This window comes from Pseudomonas syringae group sp. J309-1 (assembly GCF_032582135.1).
Classification (GTDB): domain Bacteria; phylum Pseudomonadota; class Gammaproteobacteria; order Pseudomonadales; family Pseudomonadaceae; genus Aquipseudomonas; species Aquipseudomonas quasicaspiana.
On record NZ_JAWHNU010000007.1, the window covers coordinates 123921 to 149827 of the forward strand.

The 25907-nt window shown below is 58.6% G+C and carries 19 protein-coding genes; 7 read left to right on the plus strand and 12 right to left on the minus strand.

Features of this window, described 5'->3' with window-relative positions:
• Nucleotides 1-12: 12 nt before the first annotated feature.
• The 5 genes from accB to RX972_RS06290 form a co-directional block, all read right to left on the minus strand.
• On the minus strand, nt 13-465 hold the full coding sequence (gene accB / locus RX972_RS06270; RefSeq protein WP_027901367.1) for an acetyl-CoA carboxylase biotin carboxyl carrier protein: 453 nt from the start codon (nt 463-465) through the stop codon (nt 13-15).
• Nucleotides 466-546: 81 nt separating this feature from the next.
• Nucleotides 547-999, minus strand: a complete 453-nt coding sequence (gene aroQ, locus RX972_RS06275) for a type II 3-dehydroquinate dehydratase (RefSeq protein ID WP_122708699.1) — start codon at nt 997-999, stop codon at nt 547-549.
• 129 nt (nt 1000-1128) lie between these two features.
• Nucleotides 1129-2916, minus strand: a complete 1788-nt coding sequence (locus tag RX972_RS06280; RefSeq protein WP_316873391.1) for a protein-disulfide reductase DsbD — start codon at nt 2914-2916, stop codon at nt 1129-1131.
• A 282-nt stretch (nt 2917-3198) separates the two neighbouring features.
• Entirely contained in the window at nt 3199-4857 is a 1659-nt protein-coding gene (locus tag RX972_RS06285; protein WP_316873393.1) for a PleD family two-component system response regulator, read from the minus strand.
• 125 nt (nt 4858-4982) lie between these two features.
• On the minus strand, nt 4983-5483 hold the full coding sequence (locus RX972_RS06290; RefSeq protein ID WP_316873395.1) for a Bro-N domain-containing protein: 501 nt from the start codon (nt 5481-5483) through the stop codon (nt 4983-4985).
• Nucleotides 5484-6346: 863 nt separating this feature from the next.
• Here RX972_RS06290 and RX972_RS06300 point away from each other — a divergent pair.
• The 5 genes from RX972_RS06300 (at nt 6347) to RX972_RS06320 (ending at nt 12530) form a co-directional block, all read left to right on the plus strand.
• On the plus strand, nt 6347-7426 hold the full coding sequence (locus tag RX972_RS06300; protein ID WP_255882027.1) for a DUF2333 family protein: 1080 nt from the start codon (nt 6347-6349) through the stop codon (nt 7424-7426).
• Nucleotides 7427-7429: 3 nt separating this feature from the next.
• A complete protein-coding gene (locus RX972_RS06305; protein WP_263270120.1) occupies nt 7430-7966 on the plus strand; it encodes an NUDIX hydrolase in 537 nt (178 codons plus the stop codon).
• 380 nt (nt 7967-8346) lie between these two features.
• On the plus strand, nt 8347-8718 hold the full coding sequence (locus tag RX972_RS06310; RefSeq protein ID WP_027901373.1) for a translation initiation factor Sui1: 372 nt from the start codon (nt 8347-8349) through the stop codon (nt 8716-8718).
• Nucleotides 8719-8865: 147 nt separating this feature from the next.
• The gene (gene speA / locus RX972_RS06315; RefSeq protein WP_316873403.1) at nt 8866-10779 is read left to right on the plus strand and encodes an arginine decarboxylase; all 1914 of its coding nucleotides are present in this window, start codon (nt 8866-8868) and stop codon (nt 10777-10779) included.
• 341 nt (nt 10780-11120) lie between these two features.
• Entirely contained in the window at nt 11121-12530 is a 1410-nt protein-coding gene (locus tag RX972_RS06320) for a contractile injection system protein, VgrG/Pvc8 family (RefSeq protein ID WP_316873404.1), read from the plus strand.
• Here the strand turns inward: RX972_RS06320 and RX972_RS06325 are convergent.
• Nucleotides 12502-13860, minus strand: coding sequence for an MATE family efflux transporter (locus RX972_RS06325; RefSeq protein ID WP_122708692.1), 1359 nt, complete (start codon nt 13858-13860; stop codon nt 12502-12504). The two genes, RX972_RS06320 and RX972_RS06325, sit on opposite strands and share 29 nt — an antisense overlap.
• Before the next feature lie 513 nt (nt 13861-14373).
• Between RX972_RS06325 and RX972_RS06330 the strand changes: the two genes are divergently transcribed.
• A complete protein-coding gene (locus RX972_RS06330; protein ID WP_316873407.1) occupies nt 14374-19314 on the plus strand; it encodes an alpha-2-macroglobulin in 4941 nt (1646 codons plus the stop codon).
• 114 nt (nt 19315-19428) lie between these two features.
• Here the strand turns inward: RX972_RS06330 and RX972_RS06335 are convergent, their stop codons facing one another.
• Nucleotides 19429-19722 (minus strand): hypothetical protein, encoded by a 294-nt coding sequence (locus tag RX972_RS06335; RefSeq protein ID WP_027898425.1) that lies wholly within the window; start codon nt 19720-19722, stop codon nt 19429-19431.
• 233 nt (nt 19723-19955) lie between these two features.
• Between RX972_RS06335 and pbpC the strand changes: the two genes are divergently transcribed.
• Complete coding sequence (gene pbpC, locus RX972_RS06340; protein ID WP_316873449.1) at nt 19956-22268, plus strand: peptidoglycan glycosyltransferase PbpC; 2313 nt, start codon at nt 19956-19958, stop codon at nt 22266-22268.
• Between the two features lie 10 nt (nt 22269-22278).
• On the opposite strand, the gene RX972_RS06345 is transcribed toward pbpC, so the two are convergent.
• From RX972_RS06345 to RX972_RS06365, 5 genes are all read right to left on the minus strand, one after another.
• Nucleotides 22279-23052, minus strand: a complete 774-nt coding sequence (locus RX972_RS06345; protein ID WP_316873409.1) for a response regulator transcription factor — start codon at nt 23050-23052, stop codon at nt 22279-22281.
• A 505-nt stretch (nt 23053-23557) separates the two neighbouring features.
• Nucleotides 23558-24115, minus strand: a complete 558-nt coding sequence (locus tag RX972_RS06350) for a DUF4136 domain-containing protein (protein ID WP_027898422.1) — start codon at nt 24113-24115, stop codon at nt 23558-23560.
• An 18-nt stretch (nt 24116-24133) separates the two neighbouring features.
• Nucleotides 24134-24760 carry a DUF4136 domain-containing protein gene (locus tag RX972_RS06355; protein WP_316873412.1) on the minus strand — a complete coding sequence of 209 codons (627 nt, stop codon included), beginning with the start codon at nt 24758-24760 and terminating at the stop codon, nt 24134-24136.
• 88 nt (nt 24761-24848) lie between these two features.
• Nucleotides 24849-25598: a methyltransferase gene (locus tag RX972_RS06360; protein ID WP_316873414.1), complete on the minus strand. Its 750-nt coding sequence runs from the start codon at nt 25596-25598 to the stop codon at nt 24849-24851.
• Nucleotides 25595-25900, minus strand: a complete 306-nt coding sequence (locus tag RX972_RS06365; protein WP_027898419.1) for a nucleotide pyrophosphohydrolase — start codon at nt 25898-25900, stop codon at nt 25595-25597. The genes RX972_RS06360 and RX972_RS06365 overlap by 4 nt, the downstream gene beginning before the upstream one ends.
• Nucleotides 25901-25907 lie beyond the last annotated feature (7 nt).

Here is a 25907-nt window from a genome sequence, read left to right on the forward strand (position 1 = left end):
GCTCTCCCCGGTTCAAACGATGGTGAACAGCGGCTGGTCATACTCAACCGGCTGACCGTTTTCTACCAGGATCGACTCGATCACACCGCTGACTTCAGCTTCGATGTGGTTCATCATTTTCATCGCCTCAACGATGCAGATGGTGTCGCCTTTCTTGACGGTCTTGCCGACTTCAACGAACGCTGGCGAGCCAGGCGCTGGAGTGCGGTAGAACGTACCTACCATTGGCGATTTGACAACGGTGCCGTTCAGTTTCGGTGCCGAAGGTGCTTCAGCAGCGGCAGCAACCGGAGCAGCAGGCGCTGCAACTGGCGCGGCTACCGGGGCAGGCGCGTAGTACGGTTGTGCTGGAGTCTTGCTGTGACGGCTGATCCGTACGGATTCTTCGCCTTCACGAATCTCCAGTTCGTCGATGCCGGACTCTTCCAGCAGTTCGATCAGTTTCTTGACTTTACGGATATCCATTAATCATCAACTCCCAAAGGTCGGTCAGGGGTAAAAGTTGTTAGTGGTTCGGGTCATGCAGCGCAGCCTGTGGCTGTGCGGTCATGGCTTCGAACTGACGGCCAATTGTTCCAGGGCGGCTTCAAGGGCCATTCGGTATCCGCTGGCGCCAAGGCCGCAAATCACCCCTACAGCAACATCTGAAAAGTAGGAGTGATGACGGAAAGCTTCACGTTTGTGCACGTTCGAGAGGTGCACTTCGATGAATGGGATGCTCACTCCCAGCAACGCGTCACGTATTGCAACACTCGTATGCGTAAAAGCGGCCGGATTGATCACAATGAAATCCACGCCCTCATCACGGGCAGCATGGATACGATCAATCAATTCGTACTCGGCATTGCTTTGCAGATACATCAAATGGTGGCCGGCATCGCGCGCCCTTTTTTCCAGGTCCTGATTGATCTGGGCCAGAGTCACTGCGCCGTAGATCCCCGGTTCACGGGTCCCGAGCAGGTTCAGGTTAGGGCCATGCAGTACCAGAAGAGTCGCCATCGGATGATCCTTGTTATGGTTACGAGCATCAAAGCCCGGCGACTATGCCGCAAACATCCATGTACTGTCCAGTTAACTGCAATAGCTCGCACGATTACCGAAGTTCGCGAAAAGTTTGTGACTCAACGATTAGATTTGGTCATTTGCTCTAATCAGCCGCTCTACAAGGCCTTTCGCGTCTATTTCGCCGACGACGCGAACATCGCTGCGCTCCTCGCCATTTTTGCCGAAGATCAGCAACGCAGGCGGGCCAAACAGCTTGTATCGATCCAGCAGGGCGCGTTGTTCGGCGTTGCTGTCAGTCATGTCAAAACGGATCAGGCGATAGCCTTTAAGCTGGGCGATTACATCGGGATCCGGCAGCACTTCATGCTCGATGACCTTGCAGCTGATACACCAGTCCGCGTACCAATCGAGCAACAAAGGCTGACCTGCATTTTTTGCTTCGCTCAACACCCGGTCCAGTTCGGCTGCACTGGTGATGGTCTGCCAGTTGGAGGTATTAGCGGTCGCGGGACCGTTGTTGCTCAGTGTTGCCTGTGGTCGGCCCAATGGGCGGGTTGGGTCGGTCTGACCGCTCCACGCGCCGAACCAGCAGGTCAGCGCATAAACCAGCAAAAAAAGCCCCAGCAGTTGCGCCAGACGTTGGCGAGTGCTTTTCGGACCAAACTCCAGCGTGCCCAGAAACAGCGCGACGCCCGCCGCCAGCAGGCCGGTCAGCAGCAACGTGATCTGGCCCGGCAATACGCGACTGAGCAAGGCGATAGCCAGGCCCAGCAGCAACACGCCGATGGCGTTTTTAACTGTCACCAGCCATGGGCCGCTTTTCGGTAGCCAGGTCGCGCCGCCGGTTGCGACCAGCAGTAATGGAGCGCCCATGCCCAGGCCTAGCGCGAACAGCTTCAACGCACCGCCCAGCGCGTCGCCGCTGGCGCTTATATAAAGCAGCGCACCGGCCAGCGGTGCAGACACGCAAGGTGAAACCAGCAGGCTGGAAACCACACCCAGTACCGCCGCGCCCCACAACGAGCCGCCTTCGGTCTTGCCAGCAATGCGATCGAGTCGGTTACTGAGGGCTTGGGGCAGACGCAACTCGAAAGCGCCGAACATCGCGATCGCAAAGATCACGAAGAACAACGAGAACGGCACAAGCACCCAGGCAGATTGCAGTCGCGCCTGTAAGTTAAGGCCTGCACCGAACATACCCATCAATGCGCCAAGGGCGGCAAAACTGATCGCCATTGGCAACACGTACGCCAGCGACAGGCTCAAGCCGCGCAGCCCACCCACCTGACCACGCAAGACCACGCCGGACAGAATCGGCAGCATAGGCAAAACGCAGGGGGTGAAGGTCAGGCCGATGCCGGCGAGGAAGAACAACGCCAGCTCTTTCCAGCTCCAGGCGGTAGCGGCTGACGGTGCAGGGACGGTGCTATTAGCCGCTACGGCGGGATCACCGATGCTCAGTCGCTCGGTTTCAGGTGGATAACACAGGCCTTTGTCTGCGCAGCCCTGATAGGTCACCACCAGCGTGAACGGTCGGTTGTCACCCGGTTTGCGTGGCAGGTCGATGTCGAGAATGCCGTGGTAAACCTCAACGTCGCCGAAATATTCGTCGTGCTTCTTCTCGCCATCCGGCAACTGCGCAGCGCCCAGGCCGATGTCTGCGGGTTCGGTGCGGAACTGAAAACGATGGCGATAAAGGTAATAGCCTTCGGTGGCGACGAAACGCAGCTTGATCGACTCGGGAGTGGTGTCGATCAGATTCAACTGAAATGCCTGACGGACGGGCAGGAAATCCTTGCTGTTATCCAGCGCCGCGCCACCCAGCGTGGCATTCGGACGGCTGTCCAGCAGGCCAGCCCCCGCAGCGGGCATGGCGAGGATCAACAGCATCAGGCAGAGCAAACGGCGCATGGCAGTCTCGAATCGCAAAAGTCCGCGCATGATAGCGGAGTGTTTCAAGGTGTGCAGGGATGGGGTTTGTAAGAGAGGGTTTCCGAGGGAGTGGGCCATCAGGCACGGCGCTGACGCGCCCACCTATATATCTGTAGGAGCGCACGAGCACCGCGAGGCCGCGATAGCGGTTCATCAGACAGGACGCCATCGCTGCCTCGCGGTGCTCGTGAGCTCCTACAGAAAGTTATTTAAAATCAGGTAGTTGCGTTTTTATGATGAAAACGTTCGCCCGCCATGAGCTCAGGCCTTGTCAGCCACGCTCAGCAGCATCGAGCTCTGCTTCGCGTCATATTCCAGGAACACGTGATTACGGCCGGCATGCTTGGCCCGGTACAGCGCTTCGTCGGCGCGAGAGGCCAGCAGCAGGCTGTCGTCCTTGTCACCCATCTCCACAACGCCAGCGCTGAAGGTGCAGAACAGGTCAGCTGGTTGCGCGGGGTAATGGATTTCAGCAAAGCGACGGCGGATTTCATCCAGCGTGAAGTGGGCGCTCTGGATATCCGTGTCAGGCATCACGATGGCGAATTCTTCTCCGCCATAACGGCCAATGTAGTCGGTCTTGCGCAGTCGCTGTTTGAGGAACAACGCCAGGCTCTTGATCACCCGGTCGCCCATGGGGTGACCATGGCTGTCGTTGACCTTTTTGAAGTGGTCAATATCCAGCATCGCGAAGCACAGCCGCTGATTTTCCCGACGGGCACGGAAGCAGCAGTCTTCGAGCAATTGCAGAATATGGGTGTGGTTATACAGGCCGGTCAGGCTGTCCCGAACCATGCGCGCCTTGAGATTGCGCGCCCGCGCAGCACGGTTGCGCACGGTGGTAATCAGGTGGCGCGGCTTGATCGGCTTGGTCAGGAAGTCATCGCCGCCTTCGCTCATCGCATCCAGCTGCTTGTCCAGATCATCTTCAGCAGACAGATAAATGATCGGGACACTGACGTAGCGGTCGTTATGGCGGATCACTTTGGCCAGTTCGGTACCGGTACAGCCCGGCATGTACATATCGAGGATGATCAGGTCCGGCTGGAAGTCAGCGAGTTCAGCCATGGCCTGAATCGGGTCAAGCAATGTACGGGTCACGATCCCGGCACTGTTGAGCAGGCGCTCGGTGTGCAACGCCTGGGCGCGGGAGTCATCGATAATCAGCACTTTGTAGGGCTCGTACTGCGCCACGCAGGTGAGGATTTCGATTTTCTCCAGCAGGCTTGAAGCTTCCAGCGTACCGGTCAGAAACTCCTCACCACCGGCACGCACAGCGGCCAGACGTGTCGGGGTATCCGTTTCGTGATGACTGAAAAAAATCAGCGGCAGTTTCTGTTCAAGCCCCTGCTGGACACCCGCCGCCAGTTTCAGGCCTTCGCCCGGGCCGCAGAAATCCACATCGATCACGATGGCAGAGGGATGACGATTAGCCATGGCTGTCTGGAAATCACTTAGACCGTCCAGCGCCTGAGCGTACAGCCCAAAAAAGTCCAACTGCTTGCTCAAGCGCTCGGCTCGTTCGAAATCCTGCAGCGCGATATAGATAGGCTTGCGCAATGGCGGTAGCGAGGTTTGCTCGAAGCGATCGCCATGACGCAGACCTGTGCGGGACAGCCGCTGCATCAAACTGTTGAGTTCAGTAATCAGGTTGCTGGTTAAACGTCCACGATTCGCTTCGACCGCTTCCAGTGACGCATTGATGGCTTGCGCCAGCTCGATATGCTCGATTTGCTCAAAACGATCGGCAAAACGCAGCAGACGCTGATTGGCATCCTGAAATTCCGCCATATCTGTCGCAGACCACTCGCCCTGCTGCAGTCGCTGCCAAGCCTCAAGAATCTGACGTGCCTGATGAATGACTCGCTGAGCGAAGTGATGTTTGAGACGATCGCGATTTGGATCTGCTGGCTCGGTCATATCGGGCTACGTGTGTGTTCTCTGATAGATCACTGCTGGCGCTATGCTACCACCTACTTTCCGCCTAGCACGTACCCCAAGTCAAATAGTTGGCAACATTTAGATGACTGGACGGTTTTTGCCCCTCAACGCCCGGTTGTGGCGCTCCATTTCTCGGTTTTTGCAGGCAATGCTTCTCGCCCCGGCAGCAGACTTGGCATATCCCGCAGCCTGATCCACGGCTCATTCTGCCAATGAATAACGCTTAGCTCGCCATCCTGCCATTGCAGTCGTGCGGGCGTCGGGCTGTTGTGGTGTGAATGAAGGCGCGCGACGAACAGGGCGGGCATGACTTCGTGGGTGATCCACTGGCGCAACTGGCTGTTGGCCGGGTGATGGTGGTGGACCAGCAAGGCATACGCGGCAGACTCGCTGACCATGAGCATTTCCTGGGCTTCATCGTAGTAGTTCAGGTTCAGGGTGCAGCGCTGGTCGGGGTCGAGTTTGCGAACCAGACGGTTCTCAAGAAACAGGCCCATCAAGCGGCCCAGGTCACGGGCGCAGAACCAGGCTTGCTGCTCCATGATCAGGGCATGCAGGTGACGTTTCTGATGGGTGAAGCGTAGGGGTTCGAAAGGCGTGTCCATGCTGTCTGTCCTTGTTATTAGCTGAAGGCGTCGGGAGCTAAGAACACCCAATCTAGTGCCGGCATATTCCCCCGGAGGGTCTTTTATTAGCCGACTCCCGACATGACAGACGAACAGACGCATTAAACGGCTGCGCTAAGTGACCTTAGCGCAGGCGCAAAAAAACCGCTGTCTATCGTGGCGGGTGTACGGATTGTGAGTTCTTAGGCTCAGGGCCGGAATGATCAAAGAGCGGCCGTTTTGGGTCAATGGCCAATGCTGTAGGACATTTCTGCTTTTGTTGTGGTTGTTTCATAGGCAACAACACCAACCCCTGTAGGAGCTGCCGAAGGCTGCGATGGCGGATTTTCAGGAAGATTGCTTTCGCAGCCTTCGGCAGCTCCTACAGATTCTGTGTTTGCCGGGCGACTGCGGTGTGTCAGACACAATGCCATCGCTGCCTCGCGTTGCTCGTGAGCTCCTACAGGTGGGTGTTAACGTTTGGCGATTCAGATGAACCCCTCCAAAGCGATGGGATTTTATGTCCTGTATTGCTGCCAATAATTCCTCACCTATATTCCGTTTGGCATCGCGTTCTATCAGTTCTTTCTCAGTTAGGGGCATGACGTGCCTTAATCTTGCTTTCTGCTTTTGTCGTGGTCGTTTCGAGTGCGGCAAACACCAACCCCTGTAGGAGCTGCCGAAGGCTGCGATGGCGGTGTTTCAGGAGGATTGCGTTCGCAGCCTTCGGCTACTCCTACAGATTTTGCATTTGCTGGGTGACCATCCTCAACAAAACCTCCCACCCTGACATACCTGCAAAAGGCACCTTGCTGTAAGGTTGCGGTCAGAGCACTGAACCCCGTGATTGAAAGGACATAGCCATGCTGGATTGGAAGAACCGCGCAGGCAGCGCGAAAGAGCGCGTCGATGAACCGGCTTCGGTCAAGCGCCGCGGGTACCTGGGTGGGCTGTTTTACAGCCGTGCGCTGGGTGCCGTGGTTGCGATTTACCTGGTGGTCACCTTGCTGATCGGCTGGTACTGGAGCAGTGAACCGGCGTTGTTCCCCGTCCAGCAAAATGCTCAAGCTGCGGCCGAGCGTGAAGGCAAGCAGATGGTGATTGGCTACACCACTGTCGAAACCCTTAAGACCGTTGTAAACACTCTGCTTGAAAAGCGTGGCGGTTACCTGTCCAACGACCGCCTCCCGCCTGGTCTGTGGCTGGACAATATTCCTAGCTGGGAATACGGCGTGATGTTCCAGGTGCGAGACTTGAGCCGTGCCATGCGTAAGGATTTTTCCCGTTCGCAGTCGCAATCGGCTGAAGACGGTGATCTGGCCCGCGCTGAGCCGCTGTTCAACTTCAGCAACAACAGCTGGATTCTGCCTTCCAGTGAGTCCCAGTACCGCGAAGGTATTGCGGCACTGAATCGTTACGAAGCGCGTCTGTCCGACCCGAATTCAAAAACTGCGCTGTTCTATGCGCGTGCTGACAACCTCAGCAACTGGCTGGGCGACGTCAACACCCGTCTGGGCTCGCTGTCGCAGCGTCTTTCGGCCAGCGTTGGCCGTGTGAAACTCAACAGCACCTTGAAAACCGAAGCAATGGTTGCCGTGAAGCCGGGCGAAGTGCCGCAGGTTGACGAAGAAATCGTTGAGACGCCATGGCTGAAAATCGACGACGTGTTCTACGAAGCACGCGGTCAGGCTTGGGCGCTGTCGCACTTGCTGCGCGCCATCGAAGTTGATTTTGCCGACGTACTGGCCAAGAAAAACGCCACCGTCAGCGTGCGTCAGATCATTCGTGAGCTGGAAGCTTCCCAAGAACCGCTGTGGAGTCCGATGGTGCTCAACGGGAGCGCGTTCGGTGTGTTGTCTAACCACTCGCTGGTCATGGCTAACTATATTTCCCGCGCTAACGCCGCTGTGATCGACCTTCGTCAACTGCTGTCGCAGGGCTGATCGATGTCGTTCTCATCCACCGAGGCTGCGCACCGCGCCGCCTCGGACGCTGAACTGATCGCCTGGGTTGACGAGCTGGATCAGCCACTCGGGGGCATGGTCCGCTCGCAATTGCGTGAAGCCGGTCTGATCGGGCGTGGCACTTATATTCTGCTGTTCAATTCTGCAGGCGAGTTGTGCGTGCATCGCCGTACCCTGAGCAAAGCCATTTATCCCGGTTATTGGGACGTGGCGGCAGGCGGTATGGTGCAAGCAGACGAGAGCTACGCCGAGTCAGCTGCACGGGAGCTGGCCGAGGAATTGGGCGTCAGTGGCGTGCCTCTTACCGAGCATGAGCATTTTTTCTTCGACCAACCGGGCAACCGGCTTTGGTGCGCGGTGTTCTCGGCGGTCTGGGACGGGCCTTTGACGTTACAGCCCGAAGAGGTGCTGGAGGCGCATTTCATTCCTGTGGATGAAGCCCTGCGCGAAGCCGAACAAAAGCCGTATTGCCCGGACTCGGTGGCGGCGTTGAAGCGGTATCTCGAGAGTGGTCTGTAGTTCCTGCACAAGATTCTATGTCTGCCTGGATATTTCTTTGTGGTTGAACCAACGCTATCGCGAGCAAGCTCACTCCTACAGACGACCACAAACACCTGTAGGAGTGAGCTTGCTCGCGATAGCGTCGGCTCATGTCACATAGAATCTCAGACAAAACACAGTCATTTCCAAGGCGGCGAGTTGACGGCCACGTCGCAAATGTTGAGTAAATTGGCGCACATTGGCCCTTAGCAACGGGGCTTTTTGCCGTTACACTGCGCGACCTTTTCAAGCTGGCCGGGGTTTTCCGTCCAGCTGCGCTGCCCCTGCCTGAGTGGGGCTTCGCGGCCGACCCTTTATGGATGTCGACCAATCTTCAGTCCTCAACAAGAGGATTTGCGGTGGCTAAAAAAGCCTCATCCTTCGCCGCCCTGGGTGGCCTGGTATTTTCCACCGACGCGGGACGGCATTGTCCCGACTGTCGTCAGCCCGTTGATGCCTGCATCTGCAAACAGACGCTTATTCCCGAAGGGGATGGTATCGCCCGTGTGCGCCGCGAAAGCAAAGGCCGTGGCGGTAAAACGGTGACGACTATCACCGGCGTGCCATTGCCTGAAGACGGCCTCAAGGATCTGGCCAAAACCCTCAAGCAACGATGCGGCACCGGCGGAGCGCTCAAGGACGGGGTGATCGAGATTCAGGGCGATCACGTCGAACTGCTGTTGGCCGAGCTGATCAAGCAGGGCTTCAAGGCGAAGAAATCCGGCGGCTGATGGCACGGCGGACCGCATGCAAACTCTGGCTTGCATCGCGGGTCTATTCTCCATCAGTGCCTGGCACCAAACCGTCACTTGCACTCTTTACACTGCGCCCAGCCTGTCTATGGCTGGCGCTACCTGACTTTTTTATAGGGGACTTCGATGTCCGTACGACGCACACGTAAAGACGATGGCAGCCAATGGACCGTTGCGGACAGCCGCAGCGTCTACGGGATCCGCCATTGGGGCGCTGGTTATTTCGCGATCAACGAAGCGGGTCGTGTAGAAGTTCGTCCGAACGGGCCGGGCAGTTCGCCTATCGATCTTTACGAGCAGATCGACCACTTGCGCAAGAGCGGGCTGAGCCTGCCGCTGCTGGTGCGTTTTCCCGATATTCTGCAAGACCGCGTACGTCAGCTGACTGGCGCGTTCGACGCCAATATTGCGCGTCTGGAGTACCAGAGCCAGTACACCGCGCTGTACCCGATCAAGGTGAACCAGCAGGAGGCAGTGGTTGAAAACATCATCGCCACTCAGAACGTGTCCATCGGTCTGGAAGCCGGTTCCAAGCCGGAGCTGATGGCGGTGCTTGCACTGGCTCCGAAAGGCGGCACCATCGTGTGCAATGGTTACAAGGACCGTGAGTTCATCCGTCTGGCGCTGATGGGCCAGAAGCTGGGCCACAACGTGTTCATCGTGATCGAGAAAGAATCCGAAGTTGAACTGGTGATCGAAGAAGCCGCCGAGCTCAAAGTCGCGCCGCAGGTGGGCTTGCGTGTTCGTCTGTCGTCCCTGGCTTCCAGCAAATGGGCCGATACCGGTGGTGAAAAATCCAAGTTCGGTCTGTCCGCTGCACAGTTGCTGTCGGTCGTTGATCGCTTCCGCAAAGCGGGTCTGGATCAGGGCATCCGGTTGCTGCACTTCCATATGGGTTCGCAGATCGCCAACCTTGCTGACTATCAGCACGGTTTCAAGGAAGCGATTCGCTACTATGGCGAACTGCGCAACCTCGGCCTGCCGGTTGATCACATCGACGTGGGCGGCGGCCTGGGTGTCGATTACGACGGCACTCACTCGCGCAACGCCAGCTCCATCAACTACGACATGGACGATTACGCCGGTGTCGTCGTGGGCATGCTCAAAGAGTTCTGCGATGCGCAGGGCTTGCCGCACCCGCACATTTTCTCCGAAAGCGGCCGCTCGCTGACCGCTCACCATGCAATGCTGGTCATTCAGGTCACCGACGTCGAGAAGCACAACGACGAAGTCCCGGTGATCGAAGACAAGGAAAGCCTGCCGGAAACCCTGCAATGGCTGGTCGATCTGCTCGGCCCGACCGATATCGAAATGGTCACCGAAACCTACTGGCGCGCCACTCACTACATGAGTGACATCGCGACCCAGTACGCCGATGGCAAGATCTCCCTGCCGCAAAAAGCCTTGGGTGAGCAGTGCTACTTCGCCGTTTGCCGTCGCCTGCACAACTCGCTGAAAGCGCGTCAGCGTTCTCATCGTCAAGTGCTGGACGAACTCAACGACAAGCTGGCCGACAAGTACATCTGTAACTTCTCGGTATTCCAGAGTCTGCCGGATACCTGGGCCATTGATCAGGTGCTGCCGATTATTCCGCTGCACCGCCTGAACGAAGAGCCGCTGCGTCGTGCTGTGCTGCAAGACCTGACCTGCGACTCTGACGGCAAAATCAATCAGTACGTGGATGAGCAGAGCATCGAAACCAGCCTGCCGGTGCATGGCCTGAACGAAGGCGAAGACTATTTGCTGGGCGTGTTCCTGGTCGGCGCGTATCAGGAAATTCTGGGCGACATGCACAACCTGTTCGGTGATACCGACTCGGTGAACATCTACCAGAACCCGGACGGCAGCGTTTATTCCGCTGGCATCGAGACTCACGACACCATCGAAGACATGCTGCGCTACGTGCACTTGTCGCCGGAAGAACTGATGACCCATTACCGGGACAAAGTCGCCAGCGCCAAAATCACCCCGCGTGAACGCACTTACTTCCTGGACGCATTGCGGTTGGGGCTGACGCGGTCTTCTTACCTTTCCTCCTGATGTGACGTCGGGGCTAACTTGGCGGCTATCCTCTGAGTTGACCCCGGTCCTGTAGGAGCTCACCGAGGTTACGAGGCCAGCGATGGCGGTTTGTCTGACACTCCGCCATCGCTGGCCTCGTAACCTCGGTGAGCTCCTACAGGTCCAGCCTTTGCTGCACGACAGCGTGGCCTTCAAACTAGAGGGCTAAGTCTTCTGTAGCGCATTCGGGCATCGGTTACCTCTTCTCCGCTCCACTTTCCTATTCTTCTGTAGGCAACGTCCTATTCTTCTTTTCGCTCTCTACCCAGGGTGTCTTCTCGGCCAGAATCCACGGCCGAGTCCCCGTAGAGAACCCGTCCATGTCTGGCCCCGCTGTCGTCCATCACTTCAATCTGGATATCGCCCCTCTGTTTCGGCGGTTGCAGGTGCTGTCGTTCACCGGTACTGAGGCCATCAGCGAGCCCTTTGTCTTTGAGCTGGAAGTGCTGATCGACGAACCGTATCTGGATCAGCAAAGCCTGATGTATCGCGCTGCTTTCCTGAGTTTTCAAGACGACAAAACCGGTGTGCACGGGCAGATTCACAGCGTCATGCGCAGCCACTTCAAACCTGGTCCCGCGTGTTATCGCCTGTCCATCGGGCCTCGCCTTGCGTGCCTGGGGCAGCGTTATACGCCGCGGGTGTTTCAGCAAATGAGTACGCCACAGATCATCAGTCGGTTGCTGATGGAACATGGTATACGCGAAGACAGCTACCGCTTTGATCTGCGGGCCGAGTACCAAGAGCGCGACTTCTGCGCGCAGTACCGGGAATCCGATTTGCAACTGCTGCAGCGGTTATGCGCGGAAGAGGGCATTCACTACCATTTTCACCATTCCAGAAAAGGCCATGAGCTGGTCTTTGGCGATGGCTTGCGGGTGTTTCGTCGTACCTCGACAGCCAACTATCAGCAGGTGCCAATGCAGGCTGGCGTTATCCGTTTTGCAGTGACGGAAGGTGGCGAGCAATCGGATCGCACGCGCCAGAAGGGCGAAGGTGAAAGCACGCTGCCCTTTGTTTCGGCAGGACACTTGCTACCGCTCATGGGGCTGCCGCAGGAAGAACTGAATCATCTGTGGCTGGTGACGGGCGTGGTGCACCGCGGCTTTGATCCCCGGCAACTGAGCAGCGTGACCACCGTCCAGAAGGGGATGTATATCAATCATTTTCAGGTCGCGCCGTGGGAGTCGGGTTTCAAACCGCCGCCTCTGCCGCGAGCCTGTGTTGCGGCGGTCCAGTGCGCTTATGTCATCGGCGCGGCAGATGAGCTTGTCAGCGCTGACTCCAAAGGACGGGTCAATGTGCAATTTGACTGGAGCTATCCAGGGCAGGGCGGTGAGGGCGGTGACTGTTGGTTGCCGGTGGCTGCGCATCTGAGCAAGACCTTGCGTGGCGGCATGCCGGTGGTGGTGAGTTTTATCGAGGGTGATATGGATCGGCCACTGATCAGCGCCTGCGTGTGGCAATCCACGGATGCCATCGCCGATCCACCGCAAGCGTCATCGCCGCCTGAAAAGCTTGAGGTGAATCTGGGGCCCATGACAACTGTAGGTGACAGGTCATGGATCCAGATCGAAGGCGGCTCGCGGATCAGCTATCAGCAAGGCTGCGAATTGTCCTTCACCGTCGGCGACAGTACGCTGAGCATCGACGGCGCAGGGGTAAAGCTGAGCAGCCCGCAAATTCTGCTGACCGCCGGGGTCAGGCCTGATGCTGATCCGGAGCGCTGAACCAGGCCCCGCGCTTGCTCAATTGCCAAGTCACGAACCCCAGGGTCAGCGCCCGCAGCAGCATGAAGAGCAGCAGGGTCAGCCACAGGCCATGGTTGCCGAAGCTTTGCAGCCCATAGGCAAAAGGTGCAACCAGCAGCATATTGACCAGCATGGTGTTGCGCATTTCACGGGCGCGGGTCGCACCAATGAACAAGCCGTCGAGCAGGTAGCTCCAGACCGCCAGCAAGGGCAGCGCGGCCAGATAGGGCAAGTAGATAAACGCTGTCTCGCGCACTTCAACGATATCTGTCTGCAGGCTGATGAACAGATGGCCTGCGACCATGAACAGCAACGCGAACGCTATGCTGGCGATCAACGACCAACCTCCGGCGACCGTCAGCGAGCGGCGCAATGCGAGCTTGTTTTTGGCCCCGATGGCGTGCCCGCACAGCGCCTCAACTGCATGGGCCAGCCCGTCCAGCGCGTGTGCGGTCAGCAGCAGGCCGTTGAGCAGCAGCGCATTGGCGGCCACCGTGGCATCGCCAAGCCGTGCGCCCTGGACAGTAATCAGAAAAAACACCGATTGCAGCACCAGGCTGCGGATGAAGATATCGCGGTTCACGGACAGTAATGGCCGCCAGTTTTCCCAGCGCTTGAGGGCGGGCCACAGCACCTGGCCCGGCCAGGCGAGCAGGGTTTTCCGGGTCAGTGCCAGACCGAGCAGCGCGCCGGTCCACTCGGCTACGACCGAAGCACGGGCCGATCCGACCACGCCCCAGTCCAGCCCAAGTACGAACCAAAGGTTCAGGGCGATGTTGACCAGGTTGGTGGTTAACAGAATCATCAATGGTGCGCGAGCATTCTGTGTGCCTAGAAACCAGCCGACCAGTGCGTAACCGGCCAAGGCTGCGGGCAAGCCCAGAAGCCGGGTGTGGAAGAACGCTTCAGTCAGTTGTTGCAGGTCGGCGGATGGCTGCATGAGGCTCAAAGCCAGATGGCTGAACGGCAGGCCAATCACGCCGAGCAATAGCGCCAGCCCCATCGCCAGCAACAGGCCTTGCAGCAGGATCTGACGTAACGCCGAACCGTCATTGCGCCCGGCAGCCTGGGAGGCAAAGCCGGTAGTGCCCATTCGCAGGAAGCCCATGCTCCAGGCGAGAAAGGTGTACAGCGTCGCACCCACGGCCACGGCACCCAGTTGATGGGCGTGGGGCAGATGGCCAATTACCGCGCTGTCGACCAGCGCCACCAGCGGTACGGAGATATTCGACAGAATCATCGGTGCGGCCAGCGCCCAGACGTTGCGATGGGTCGCGCGGTCGCGCCAGTCGTTGAGCAGGTTTGACATGAAAGCTCCCGGACAAGGCGGGCATTGTAGAGTGAACCGAGCCCCAAAAGGTGGTTGAGTGACACAGCGCCAGCCGGTACAGACTGTGTGAAAACCCTCAGACAAAAACAAACTGCGCGCGCTCACGTGAAATCTTTAAAAGTTTGTGTGGGTCACAGACCTCAAACTCACGTAGGAGCGCGGTTTTTTGAGCGTTTTTTAGCCAGCTAATTGGCTCGTGAGGTTTTCACACAGCCTGGGTAGGAGCGAACTTGTTCGCGAGGCGTCATGCCTGACTCACTGCGTAAACCCTTTCGCCAACAAGTTGCCTCCTGCCTGACACGGCACCAACCCTCTCGCAGGCAAGCACCGCCCCACACTGAAGCCTGCGACCCTACAATCTCTGTCCTCTTTTCCTACGCAGCCCCCTGAGAACAAAGTCTCAAACCGGCTGTCTATTCTCGCGCTCTGACCTCTGCGGTCATTTGCCTGCTATATAGTTACCCTCTCTCAACCTGCCCCGATGAGTGCCCCATGTTTAACAAAGGACTGTTTCTGGCTTGCGCGCTTGTGCTGCTGAGCGCCTGTGATTCTTCTGCTCCGGACAAACCTGCCCCGGCTTCACAGCCTGTCGCGGTGGAGTCGAGCAAGCCCAAGCCAGCGGTGGATCTTCCCGCGTTGAGCAAACGTTACGAGGGCCGCGACCTTACCGTCGTGGACGTTTCGGAGATTCAGGTGGACGGAGCGAGCACCTTGTCGGTGAGCTTTTCCGTGCCACTGGACCCAGAGCAGAAGTTCGCTGAAAAACTGCATCTGGTGGACAGCAAGAATGGCAAGGTCGACGGCGCATGGGAGCTGTCCGACAACCTCATGGAACTGCGTCTGCGGCATCTGGAACCCAAGCGCAAACTGGTTCTGACCATTGATGCCGGTCTCGTCGGCGTCAACAAGGCGAAACTCGCAGCGGAACTCATCAGCCGCCTGGAGACCGCCGACCTGCAACCGACCGTCGGTTTCGCCAGCCGTGGCAGCCTGTTGCCGACTCGCCTGGCTGAGGGTTTGCCGGTCATCGCGCTGAACGTCGACAAGGTCAATGTCGAGTTCTTCCGGGTCAAGCCCGATGCGTTGCCAGCCTTTCTCAGTAGCTGGCGCGGCGGATCGAGCATCGAGTATTACGAATCCAAAGAGCTATTGGACAAGGCCGATCTGGTTTACGAAGGCCGCTTCGACCTGAACCCGGCGCGCAACACCCGGGAAACCCTGTTGTTGCCGATTGCCGGGATCAAAGCGCTGCAAGGCCCAGGGGTTTATCTGGCGGTGATGCGCGCTTCTGGCACTTACACCTACGCCAATCCCGCCACCCTGTTCACCCTCAGCGACATCGGTTTGTCGGTGCATCGCTACGCCAACCGTCTGGATGCGTTCACCCAAGCCCTGGAGGGCGGCAAAGCCCTGAGCGGAGTAGAGCTGGAGCTTTACGACAGCAATGGCAAAGTTGTGGGGCAGGCGAAAACCGATTCCTCCGGCCATGCCGAATTACCGCTGCCGGCCAAGGCTGCCGTGCTGCTGGCGCATAAAGACGAGCAGACGAGCATGTTGCGTCTGGACAGCTCGGCGCTGGATCTGGCCGAGTTCGACATCACCGGGCCGCAAGCCCACCCTTTGCAGTTCTTCATCTTTGGCCCACGGGACTTGTATCGCCCGGGGGAAACCGTGCTGCTTAACGGCTTGCTGCGCGATAACGACGGCAAAGACGTAAAACCACAACCGATTACCGTCGAAGTACGTCGACCAGACGAGCAAGTCAGCCGCAAGTTTGTCTGGGAGGCAGACAAGTCGGGCTTGTATCAATATCAGCTGCAATTGGCAGACGAGGCCCCAACAGGGCGCTGGCAACTGGTGTTCGACCTGGGTGACGGCAAGCCTCAGCTGTATGAATTTCAGGTCGAGGACTTCCTGCCGGAACGACTGGCGCTGGAAATCAAAGGCAGCGAAACACCCATCGCAACGACCGACAACGCGGTATTCGATATCACTGGTCGTTACCTCTACGGTGCTCCGGCGTCTGGCAATAACCTGACCGGTTTGCTCTATGTGAGGCCGTTGCGTGACGCGGTGCCGGGCTTGCCGGGTTATCAGTTTGGTTCGATTACCGAGCCGGAGCTCAAGCAGGATCTGGAGATCGAAGCCAGCACCCTGGACGCACAGGGCAAGTTGAGCCTGGATGTTGAAAGCACATGGTCGAACGCGAAATCGCCGGTGCAGTTGATCCTGCAAGCCAGCCTGCAAGAGTCCGGTGGACGGCCGATCACTCGGCGTCTGGTGCAGCCGGTGTGGCCTGCGGAGCAGATGCCGGGCCTGCGCCCTTTGTTTGGCAGCAGTCCGGGCGGTAACGATGAATACGATGAAGCCAGCGGCATGCCCCAGACCGATGGCGATGGCCCGGTTGAGTTCGAAGTACTGGTCGCCGACTACGCAGGTAACAAGCTGGCCGCCGATAACGTCAAAGTCCGGCTGGTTCGTGAGCGTCGTGACTACTACTGGAACTACTCGGACAGCGAAGGCTGGAGTTATCACTTCAACGAGAAATTCCTCAATCTCAACGAAGAAACCATCAACATCAAGCAAGGCTCAACCGCCAAGGTCACGTTCCCGGTGGAGTGGGGCCCGTATCGGGTTGAAGTCGAAGATCCTCAAACCGGCTTGATCAGCAGCCTGCGTTTCTGGGCGGGTTATCGCTGGCAGGACAACGCTGAAGGCGGTGCGGTGCGTCCCGATCAGGTCAAGCTGGCGCTGGATAAGCCGGGTTACAACGATGGTGACACGGCCAAAGTAACGGTCACGCCGCCTGCAGCAGGCAAAGGCTACTTGCTGGTTGAGTCCAGCGACGGGCCGTTGTGGTGGCGGGAGATAGACGTGCCTGCCGAGGGCAAGACTTTCGAAGTGCCGCTGGACAAGCAATGGGCGCGGCATGATTTGTACGTGAGTGCACTGGTGGTTCGTCCCGGTGAGCGCAAGGCAAACGTCACGCCTAAACGTGCCGTCGGCGTGCTGCATCTGCCGCTGGATCGCTCGCCACGCAAGCTGGCGCTGACCGTGACTGCTCCGGAAAAAATGCGCCCCAAACAGCCATTGAAACTCAAGGTTGCGGCGAAAAATGCCGATGGCAGCGTGCCGAAAGAAGTCCACGTGCTGGTGTCTGCGGTGGACGTGGGCATCCTCAATATCACCCGTTACTCCACGCCGGATCCATTCGCCAGTCTGTTTGGTCGCAAAGAGTACGGTGCGGATCAACTGGATGTTTACGGGCAACTGATCGAAGCCGGTCGCAACCGCCTGGCAAGTCTGGCCTTCGGTGGTGACGCCCTGGCGAAGGGCGGCAAGCGTCCTGATACCTCGGTGACGATCGTGGCTCTGCAAAGCGCGCCAGTGACGCTCAACGAGCAGGGCGAAGGTGAAGTCAGCGTCGACATCCCGGACTTCAACGGTGAGTTGCGCATCATGGCGCAGGCCTGGACCGGTGAGCGCTATGGCATGGCCGAAGCGAAAACCGTGGTGGCCGCACCGATTATTGCCGAGCTGTCGGCACCGCGTTTCCTTGCCGGTGGTGATCAGACCACGGTAGCGCTGGACCTCTCGAATCTGTCCGGTCAGGCACAGAAACTCACGGTGCAAGCCACCGCTGAAGGTCAGTTGAGCCTCGCCAATGGCGCGCTCAGCCAGAGCGTGCAACTGGCCCAGGGTCAACGTACAACGTTACGCATTCCGGTGCGCGCCGAGGGCGGGCTGGGGCAGGGCAAGTTCAAAGTCGTGGTAAACGGCTTGGTGTTACCGGGCGAAAATCTGCCGCCGTTCTCCCGCGAGTGGACTATCGGCGTGCGTCCGGTTTATCCAGCGATGCTCAAGCATTACCGTACAACGCTGAACGAGCAGCCGTGGAGCCTGCCTGAAGGCGCGCTTGATGCGTTCGAACCTGCCGGTCGCGAAGCCATGCTGTCAGTGTCGAGCCGTCCGCCGCTTAATCTGGGTGAGCAGATTCGCGCCCTGGAAGCCTACCCTTATGGCTGCCTCGAACAGACCGCCAGCGGGCTTTATCCTTCGCTCTATGCGGATGCCGCCACTCTAAAACGCCTGGGTATAAAGGGCGAAGCCGACGCGGTGCGCAAGCGCAAGGTCGAGCTGGGCATCGAGCGGCTGCTGGGCATGCAGCGGCATAACGGCAGCTTTGGGCTATGGAATGCTGATGGTGAGGAAGAATACTGGCTGACGGCTTACGTCACCGACTTCCTGCTGCGTGCCCGTGATCAGGGTTTTGCAGTGCCGCCTGATGCGCTGAAAAAAGCCAACGAGCGCTTGCTGCGTTATCTGCAGGAGCGTAACCAGATCGAAGTCAGTTACAGCCAGAACGCCGAGCACACACGTTTTGCCGTGCAGGCTTACGCAGGACTGGTGTTGTCCCGTAGTCAGCAAGCTCCGCTGGGCGCCTTGCGCAGTCTGTTTGATCGTCGCACCGATGCCCGCTCCGGTTTACCGCTTGTGCAACTGTCGGTAGCGCTGGAGAAGATGGGCGACAAGCCGCGTGCTGATCAAGCCATGCTGGCGGGGCTGGCAGCAGGCCGCAAAGGCAACGAATGGCTGGCTGATTACGGCAGTCCGTTGCGTGATCAGGCGTTGATCCTGGCGCTGCTTGAGGAAAACAATCTGGCCGCTGACAAGCGCGACCAGCGCCTGTTTGCCCTGGCCGATGAAGTGGCCGCAAGCCGCTATCTGTCCACCCAGGAGCGCAATGCGCTGTTCCTCGCGGGACGCGATCTGTTGGGCAAGCCGGAAAGCAAATGGACTGCGACGCTTCATGCGGGCGCTGAAAGTCGCGAGCTGAGTAACGAGCAGCCAGGCCTGAAGCTTGACGGGCCACTGCTGGCTTCGCCGATGTCGGTACAGAATCAGGGCAGTGCGACGCTTTATCAGCAACTGACGCTGTCGGGTTATCCAACTCAGGCACCGGTGGCTGGAGGCGAGAACCTTAGTATCCGTCGCGAGTACCTTGGCCTTGATGGCGAACCTGCCAACCTCAACGCGTTGAAAAGCGGCCAGCTATTGCTGGTGCACATCGAGGTCAAAGCCCAGCAACGGGTTCCTGATGCACTGGTCGTGGACCTGCTGCCTGCCGGGCTTGAGCTGGAAAACCAGAATCTGGCGCAAAGCGCTGCCAGCCTGGAAGACGCCAGCGAGTCCGTGAAAGAGTGGCGTCAGTCGATGGAGAATGCCGGTATCAAACATCAGGAATACCGCGGTGACCGCTTCGTTGCTGCGCTGGATTTGAACGGCTACAACACGGTGCACCTGTTGTATCTGGCTCGTGCCGTAACGCCGGGTATCTACCGTGTACCGCCGCCGCAAGTGGAGTCGATGTATCGGCCGAACTGGCAGGCGCTGGGTGAAGCGGCGGCGCAGATGGTGGTGAAGGGTAAGTAAGTACGCAAATCCCGGTAGGAGCGCGCTTGCCCGCGACGGCGTCAGATCAGTCAATAAGTTTTCGCCTGATATGCCGCAATCGCGGGCAAGCGCGCTCCTACAGGTTAGGGCGCATCAATGAATAATCCAGCTCAGCAACCACAGGCCCAGCACCAGCCAGATGATGCCCATGATGATTGAAGCGCGCATAAAGGCGCGGATCGCCGAGTACAGGAACAGCAAACCGACGATCAACGCCAGGATGCTGACCAGTGAAGTATCCATGCCCAAAGTGCGGGACAACCCATCAACAAAATTTCCGCCTGCGCTGGCGAAGAGATTGAAGAACCATTCCAGTCCATCGACGATAAAGCGGATGACCGCGCCGAGCGCCTGGCCCAGCCATTCGAAAAAGCTTTCTACCTGCATATGTGCGTCCTGATGAAGGTCATGGGAAAAGGCGACTGTTCGCTTTGGCTATCAATTGGCACGGCGAGTTCCGTGGAGTGTAAGGGCGTTTTGCCTTGAAACAGGGAATATTGTCACGATTCTTCAAGCGCAGATCCTCTGTAGGAGTGAACTTGTTCGCGAGAGGGCAGTTGGGCTCTGCATCTCCATCGGCTATTCCAAAGTCCTCGCGAACAAGTTCACTCCTACAGGGGCTGCGTTGGCTTTTCGGCAGCGTGCTGCTGATCATCACCCTGATCTGGCTCGCCGACCGCCTCTGGCCGCTGCCATTACCCAAGGACGATCTGGCCCGCGTGGTGCTGGCCGAAGACGGGACGCCGCTTTGGCGTTTCGCCGATGCAGACGGGGTATGGCGTTATCCGGTGTCGATCAATCAGGTATCGCCGTATTACATCGAAGCATTGCTGACTTACGAAGATCGCTGGTTTTACAGCCATCCCGGGGTCAATCCGCTCTCGCTGGTGCGGGCGACGTGGCAGAACCTCAAGGGGGCGCGGGTAGTGTCGGGCGGCAGTACGTTGTCGATGCAGGTCGCGCGGTTGCTCGACCCGCATGCGCGTACCTTGCCCGGCAAGGTGCGACAACTGTGGCGCACGATGCAGCTGGAATGGCACCTGTCCAAGGATGAGATTCTTGCCATCTATCTCAATCGCGCGCCGTTTGGCGGCACGTTGCAGGGTGTTGCCGCCGCCAGTTGGGCCTATCTGGGCAAGTCTCCGCAACAATTGACCCGCTCCGAAGCGGCGATGCTGGCGGTGTTGCCCCAAGCGCCGAGTCGCCTGCGGCCTGATCGTCATCCACAACGGGCGCAACTTGCACGGGACAAGGTCCTCAAACGTCTGGCGCAATTTCAGGTCTGGCCGCAACGGGCAGTAGATGAGGCTCTGGAGGAGCCGTTATTGCTGGCCCCGCGTCAGGAGCCAAGCCTCGCTCCACTGCTGGCGCGGCGTTTGAACCGGCCCGACAGCCCGCCGTTGATTCGCACTACGCTGGATGCCGGACTACAGCGTCGTCTTGAAGATCTGCTGCTGGGCTGGCGTGCCCGATTGCCGGAGCGCACCTCGGCGGCGATCCTGGTGGTCGAGGCGCAAAACATGGCGGTACGCGCATACGTTGGTTCGGTGGACATCAACGATGCCAAACGTTTTGGCCATGTGGACATGATCAGCGCCCTGCGTTCGCCTGGTTCGACCCTCAAACCGTTCCTTTACGGGCTGTCGATGGATGCGGGGCTGATCCATTCGGAATCCCTGATGCAGGACGTACCACGCCATTACGGTGATTACCGGCCAGGTAATTTTGCGGCGGGGTTCAGCGGGGCGGTGGCCGCCAGTTCAGCGTTGTCGATGTCCCTCAACTTGCCCGCGGTACAACTACTGGAAGCCTACGGACCGAAACGTTTTGCCGCCGAGTTGCGCAACGGCGGCGTGCCGTTGACCCTGCCGCCGCTGGCCGAACCCAATCTGGCGATGATCCTCGGCGGCGTTGGTAGCCGTCTGGAAGACCTGGTCGGTGGTTACAGCGCTTTCGCGCGGGGCGGGCGCAGCTCTGATATCCGCTTGCAACCCGATGCGCCGCTGCGGGAACGACGCATGATGTCACCGGGCGCTGCGTGGGTTATTCGCAAGATCCTCAGTGGCCAGTCGCGCCCGGATCTCGATCCTCATGCAGAGCTGGTGCAGCGGCCACAGCTGGCCTGGAAGACCGGGACCAGTTACGGTTTTCGTGACGCCTGGGCCATTGGTGTCGGGCCGCGTTTTCTGGTCGGGGTGTGGATCGGTCGTCCCGACGGCACGCCGGTGCCGGGGCAGTTTGGCCTCGCTTCGGCCGCGCCGTTGATGCTGCAGGTTCATGACGTGCTGGCCAATAGAGACAGTCAGCGAGGTATCACCGCGCCGATTCAGCCAGTCCCGTCGAGCGTGGGCGTGGCAGCGATCTGTTGGCCGTTGGGCCAGCCCATGAGCAAGAACGATCCGAACTGTCGCAGACAGCGGTTTGCCTGGACGCTGGAAGGCACCACGCCGCCAACCCTGCAGGCCATTGATCAGCCGTTGGGTCTGGGACTGCAGGAAAAAATCTGGGTCAATACTCAGGGCTTGCGGGTTGGGGCGGGTTGTCCAGGGGCGAAGGCGCAGGATCTGATTCTATGGCCCGCCGCCCTGGAACCCTGGCTGGCGCGTGAGGAACGCCGGGAAGCACGCTTGCCCGCAGTCGATCCCACATGCCCGCCTCAAGGTCTGAATCTGGCACCGCCCCTGTCGATCGTCGGCGTTCGCGAGGGCGATCATCTACGTTTGCCTGCTGGCAGTCGGCAGGCGTTACGCCTGAATCTTTCCGCCTTGGGCGGCAGTGGTCGTCGCTGGTGGTTTGTCGATGGCGTGCCGATGGCCGACACCGACAATCAGGCCCATTTCAGCCCGACCCTCACACGCCTCGGTCGTTATGAGCTAAGCGTGCTGGATGAAAGCGGTCAGACTGCACGGGTTGTTTTTGATACCGTCGATTGAGCGACAGACATCAATGAGCCGTGTCCCGTTGCCGACTTGCCCCGCTCGGCGACATGGCCAATGCCAGTTGCGTACGGTTATGCATGTGGGTCAGGCGCAGCACTTGCGACACGTACAGTTTGACGGTGTTCTCAGTGATGCCCAGCTTGCAGCCGATCTGATAGTTGGTATGACCTTTGGCGACCAGCTTCGCCACGTCTTGCTGGCGAGGGGAGAGGGGGGCGAAGAGCATCGACAGGTCCATCTCGCTCTCGGCGTCTTCCTCGGCACTGGCAGTGGTCAGTAGCGGACGACGGAGCTGGTCCAGATCTTCATAAAGACCATCAATGGAGGCGGCAAGAAACCGCAGCTTTTCATTGAGTTCACCCAGTTGGCGGTAGCTCTTTTGCCGTTCATGCAGCACGGCTTCCTGGCGCTGGACGCCTTCGAGCACCTCACGGAGATTCACCGGTTTCTGAAAGTAATCAGCAACGCCGGCACGCAGCGCTTTGATCACATCCTGTTTGTCGTCGTTAACGGTCAGGACGATGGTTTCGAATACCCGCTTTTTACCGGCGGCCAGCTTGAGCGCCTGAACCAGCTCAAGGCCGTCGGGCGCTTGCATGTGCTGCTCGCAAAGGACGATGCCGATTGCAGGATCGTTGCGAAATTGTTCGAGTGCTTCTTTGCTTGAATAACTGCCAGTGCATTCGTAGCCGTTGCTTTGTAGAAAACCGCTTAGCTCGTTTACAACGGAAGGCTGGTCGTCGACGACTAGTACTTTCACTGAAGAATTTATGTTCACGCGCTACTCCCTGTCTGCGAAATACAAAGCGTTGTCAAAGTCAAAACTCACGCTTTATCGGTACGATCTAAGGTCACGTGTTCCCTGAGACCTTTACTACCGTAGTCAGACTTTCGCGTTATGTACATAGTGTTAAGCATTGTTTGCGACTAGTGGGCGGCTTCTTTGGGGGCATTGGCGAATGCGTATGCTTCCAGGTAACACGGACCCTGTAGGAGTGAGCTTGCTCGCGATTTGGTTTTCTGATTGAAGAATTTATCGCCGGAACTGACGCGATCGCGAGCAAGCTCACTCCTACAGGCCCGGTGTGGAGCGCACTATTGCGATATTGAAGCCGAAAGTTTGCCGTCTGCAGTCGACGTATTTGAGCGTTAAAAAAGTTTTTTGACGTTTAATCGTTTTTCGAGCACGGGAAGATTTAACGTATTGAAGTCGCAGGTACTTACTTCTTATACCTATTTAAAAAGGGGCCATTATTGTCGGCCCCTCAACTAACGACCGCCATTTAACGGGGCGGATATTGCTCCAGAATCTTCGCCACTGTCTGGCGAATAGCCGTTTCACGAGCATTTGGGGCGTTGTCCTGATTGAGGATGCGCTCCGTGCTGCCGCGCCAGACCAGCTTGCCGTCCTTGCCGTCGAACAGGTCGATCTGCAGGGTTGTGACCTTGTAGTCCACGCTGCGGGTTTCGGTCATCGGTGCGTTCCAGTAACCGTAACCTCCCCAAGGGCCCCAGCCTCCGCCGTAATTGGTACTGACCAGTTGCTGGCGGTTTTCCATGATCAGCCAGGCTTGCACCTTCAGATCACCATTGGCACCTGCCGGGGCCATGCGCAAGCCGCGCTGGTCGAGCTGTTCGCCAATCGACTGGCGAATACGCTGGTCGGTGAGATCGCTCTTGATCCGTGGGTCATCAGGCTGGTACTGCACGCCGGGCTCCTTCCAGCTCCAGCTGCGGTAGCCGCCAAAATCACGACTGGCGTCGAAGTCACGATTGATCTGGTTGGTTTGGCAGGCGCTGAGCAGCACCAGCAGGGACAGCAGAGCAAGGCGGCGAAACATGGCAGTTCTCCGAAGATGTCAGGAAGGAGGATACGCGCTCAATGCTTTTTGCACAGCCTGCCGCAGGGCCTCGGATCGATCCGATTGATCGCCGCGGTTTTGCGTCTCTGCGCTGGCGCTCCACACAGGCTGGCCGTCGCGGGCGTCGAACAGGCTGATGCTGACGACGACTACCTGTTCCTGATAAGTGCGCACGATCGGCACGCTGGCATAACCGCCATAGCGGTTGCCGTATGGGCCGCGGCCATAGCCGATTCCGCTGCCGCCATAGTAGGGATCGGAATAGTCGTCACGCACCTGACGGGTGCGGGTTTCCATGCGGGTTTGCGCACTGACTTGCAGGTCTGCAGGTTGCGTGCTGTTGGCCGGGCGCAGACCGCGCTGATCCAGGCCATTGCTGACCGCCTCGGCGATTTGCGCCGAATCAGCCCAGGCAGAGCCGCCGGGCAGTTGGTTGTTGCGCCAGGTCCAGTTGCGATAGCGCCCGTAGTCCCGTGGTGCTGCCGGGTACGCGCTCATGTCCACGGCATTGGCCGCGTGAGCGGGGGCAGGGGGCAGTGGTCTGGAATCTGCGCGATACGGGTTATCGCTCTGGCACGCAGCCAGACCGAGGAAAAGAGGAATCAAAGCAAGGCGGCGTTTCATCATGGCCTCCGCAAAGTGGCCTTCTGAGACAGGAAACGGAGATCAGCAACGCCGGACTGCCTGTGATCACCCCGGCGCTTGGCGAGAATCAGAGCGGGCGACACACCCAATGCAGGTAACGACCCAACCCTGCATAGGCGGGATGCCGACGGTGAGCCAGTTCCATTTCCAGCAAGTCCACGAGTTCGGCCCGAGCCTGAAACTCCACCGGCATGTAGTCGTGAAACACTCTGACACCGCTCTGGGTTTCGACACGCCAAAGGCGTTCAAGTTGCGCCGCCAATTCCCGCGGATCAAGAGGCTCTTGCGGGGTCAGGCTTTGTTTCTCGCCCGCCATGTCGTTCTTGCGCATTTTCTTGAAGTGGCCTTTGAGCAGGTTGCGATAGATCAGCGCGTCGCGGTTATAAAACGCGAGGGACAGCCAGCCATCGGCTTTGGTCAACTGACGCAGCACCGGGAGAATCGTGTGCGGCTCGGCCAGCCATTCCAGCACGGCGTGACACAGCACCAGATCATAGGGCTCATGCAGTTGATCCGAGAGTTCCTGCCAGGGCGCCTGAATGAACGTAGCGGTCTGGCCTGCGTCGGCGAATCGCTGGCGCGCACCTTCAAGCATGGGGGCGGCCGGTTCGGCGAGCGTCACGTCATGGCCGCGCTCCGCCAGCCACAACGACATGTGGCCCAGCCCGGCACCGATATCCAGCACGCGCAACGGGCGTTCGGGCAGCGCTTCGGTCAGGTCAGCCTGTAGGACCGCGAGGCGAATCGCACCCTTGGCACCGCCGTAGATTTTTTCGGCGAATCGGGTCGCCAGTTGATCGAAGTGACGATCACTCATTTGGCAAACCTGCGTTCACTGTCAGCCAGCTTGCTGCGAACCACGGTGTCCATGTCGATGCCCAGTTCGCTGCACAACAGCAGTAAATAAAGAATGATATCGCCCACTTCCTGACCGGCATGTTCCAGCTTCTCGGGCGGCAACTGGCGGGACTGGTCTTCGGTCAGCCACTGGAAGATTTCCACCAGCTCGGACATCTCCACGCTGGCGGCCATGGTCAGGTTCTTGGGGCTGTGAAACTGCTTCCAGTCGTTCTGATCGCGGATGCGGTGCAGGCGTTGGGTGAGTTCTTCGAGGTTCATGGGGTGT

Coding starts and splice junctions, on each gene's coding strand:
- accB (WP_027901367.1), bottom strand. CDS start 465: ATGGATATCCGTAAAGTCAAGAAACTGATCGAACTGCTGGAAGAGTCC.
- aroQ (WP_122708699.1), bottom strand. CDS start 999: ATGGCGACTCTTCTGGTACTGCATGGCCCTAACCTGAACCTGCTCGGG.
- RX972_RS06280 (WP_316873391.1), bottom strand. CDS start 2,916: ATGCGCCGTTTGCTCTGCCTGATGCTGTTGATCCTCGCCATGCCCGCT.
- RX972_RS06285 (WP_316873393.1), bottom strand. CDS start 4,857: ATGACCGAGCCAGCAGATCCAAATCGCGATCGTCTCAAACATCACTTC.
- RX972_RS06290 (WP_316873395.1), bottom strand. CDS start 5,483: ATGGACACGCCTTTCGAACCCCTACGCTTCACCCATCAGAAACGTCAC.
- RX972_RS06300 (WP_255882027.1), top strand. CDS start 6,347: ATGCTGGATTGGAAGAACCGCGCAGGCAGCGCGAAAGAGCGCGTCGAT.
- RX972_RS06305 (WP_263270120.1), top strand. CDS start 7,430: ATGTCGTTCTCATCCACCGAGGCTGCGCACCGCGCCGCCTCGGACGCT.
- speA (WP_316873403.1), top strand. CDS start 8,866: ATGTCCGTACGACGCACACGTAAAGACGATGGCAGCCAATGGACCGTT.
- RX972_RS06320 (WP_316873404.1), top strand. CDS start 11,121: ATGTCTGGCCCCGCTGTCGTCCATCACTTCAATCTGGATATCGCCCCT.
- RX972_RS06325 (WP_122708692.1), bottom strand. CDS start 13,860: ATGTCAAACCTGCTCAACGACTGGCGCGACCGCGCGACCCATCGCAAC.
- RX972_RS06330 (WP_316873407.1), top strand. CDS start 14,374: ATGTTTAACAAAGGACTGTTTCTGGCTTGCGCGCTTGTGCTGCTGAGC.
- RX972_RS06335 (WP_027898425.1), bottom strand. CDS start 19,722: ATGCAGGTAGAAAGCTTTTTCGAATGGCTGGGCCAGGCGCTCGGCGCG.
- RX972_RS06350 (WP_027898422.1), bottom strand. CDS start 24,115: ATGTTTCGCCGCCTTGCTCTGCTGTCCCTGCTGGTGCTGCTCAGCGCC.
- RX972_RS06355 (WP_316873412.1), bottom strand. CDS start 24,760: ATGAAACGCCGCCTTGCTTTGATTCCTCTTTTCCTCGGTCTGGCTGCG.
- RX972_RS06360 (WP_316873414.1), bottom strand. CDS start 25,598: ATGAGTGATCGTCACTTCGATCAACTGGCGACCCGATTCGCCGAAAAA.
- RX972_RS06365 (WP_027898419.1), bottom strand. CDS start 25,900: ATGAACCTCGAAGAACTCACCCAACGCCTGCACCGCATCCGCGATCAG.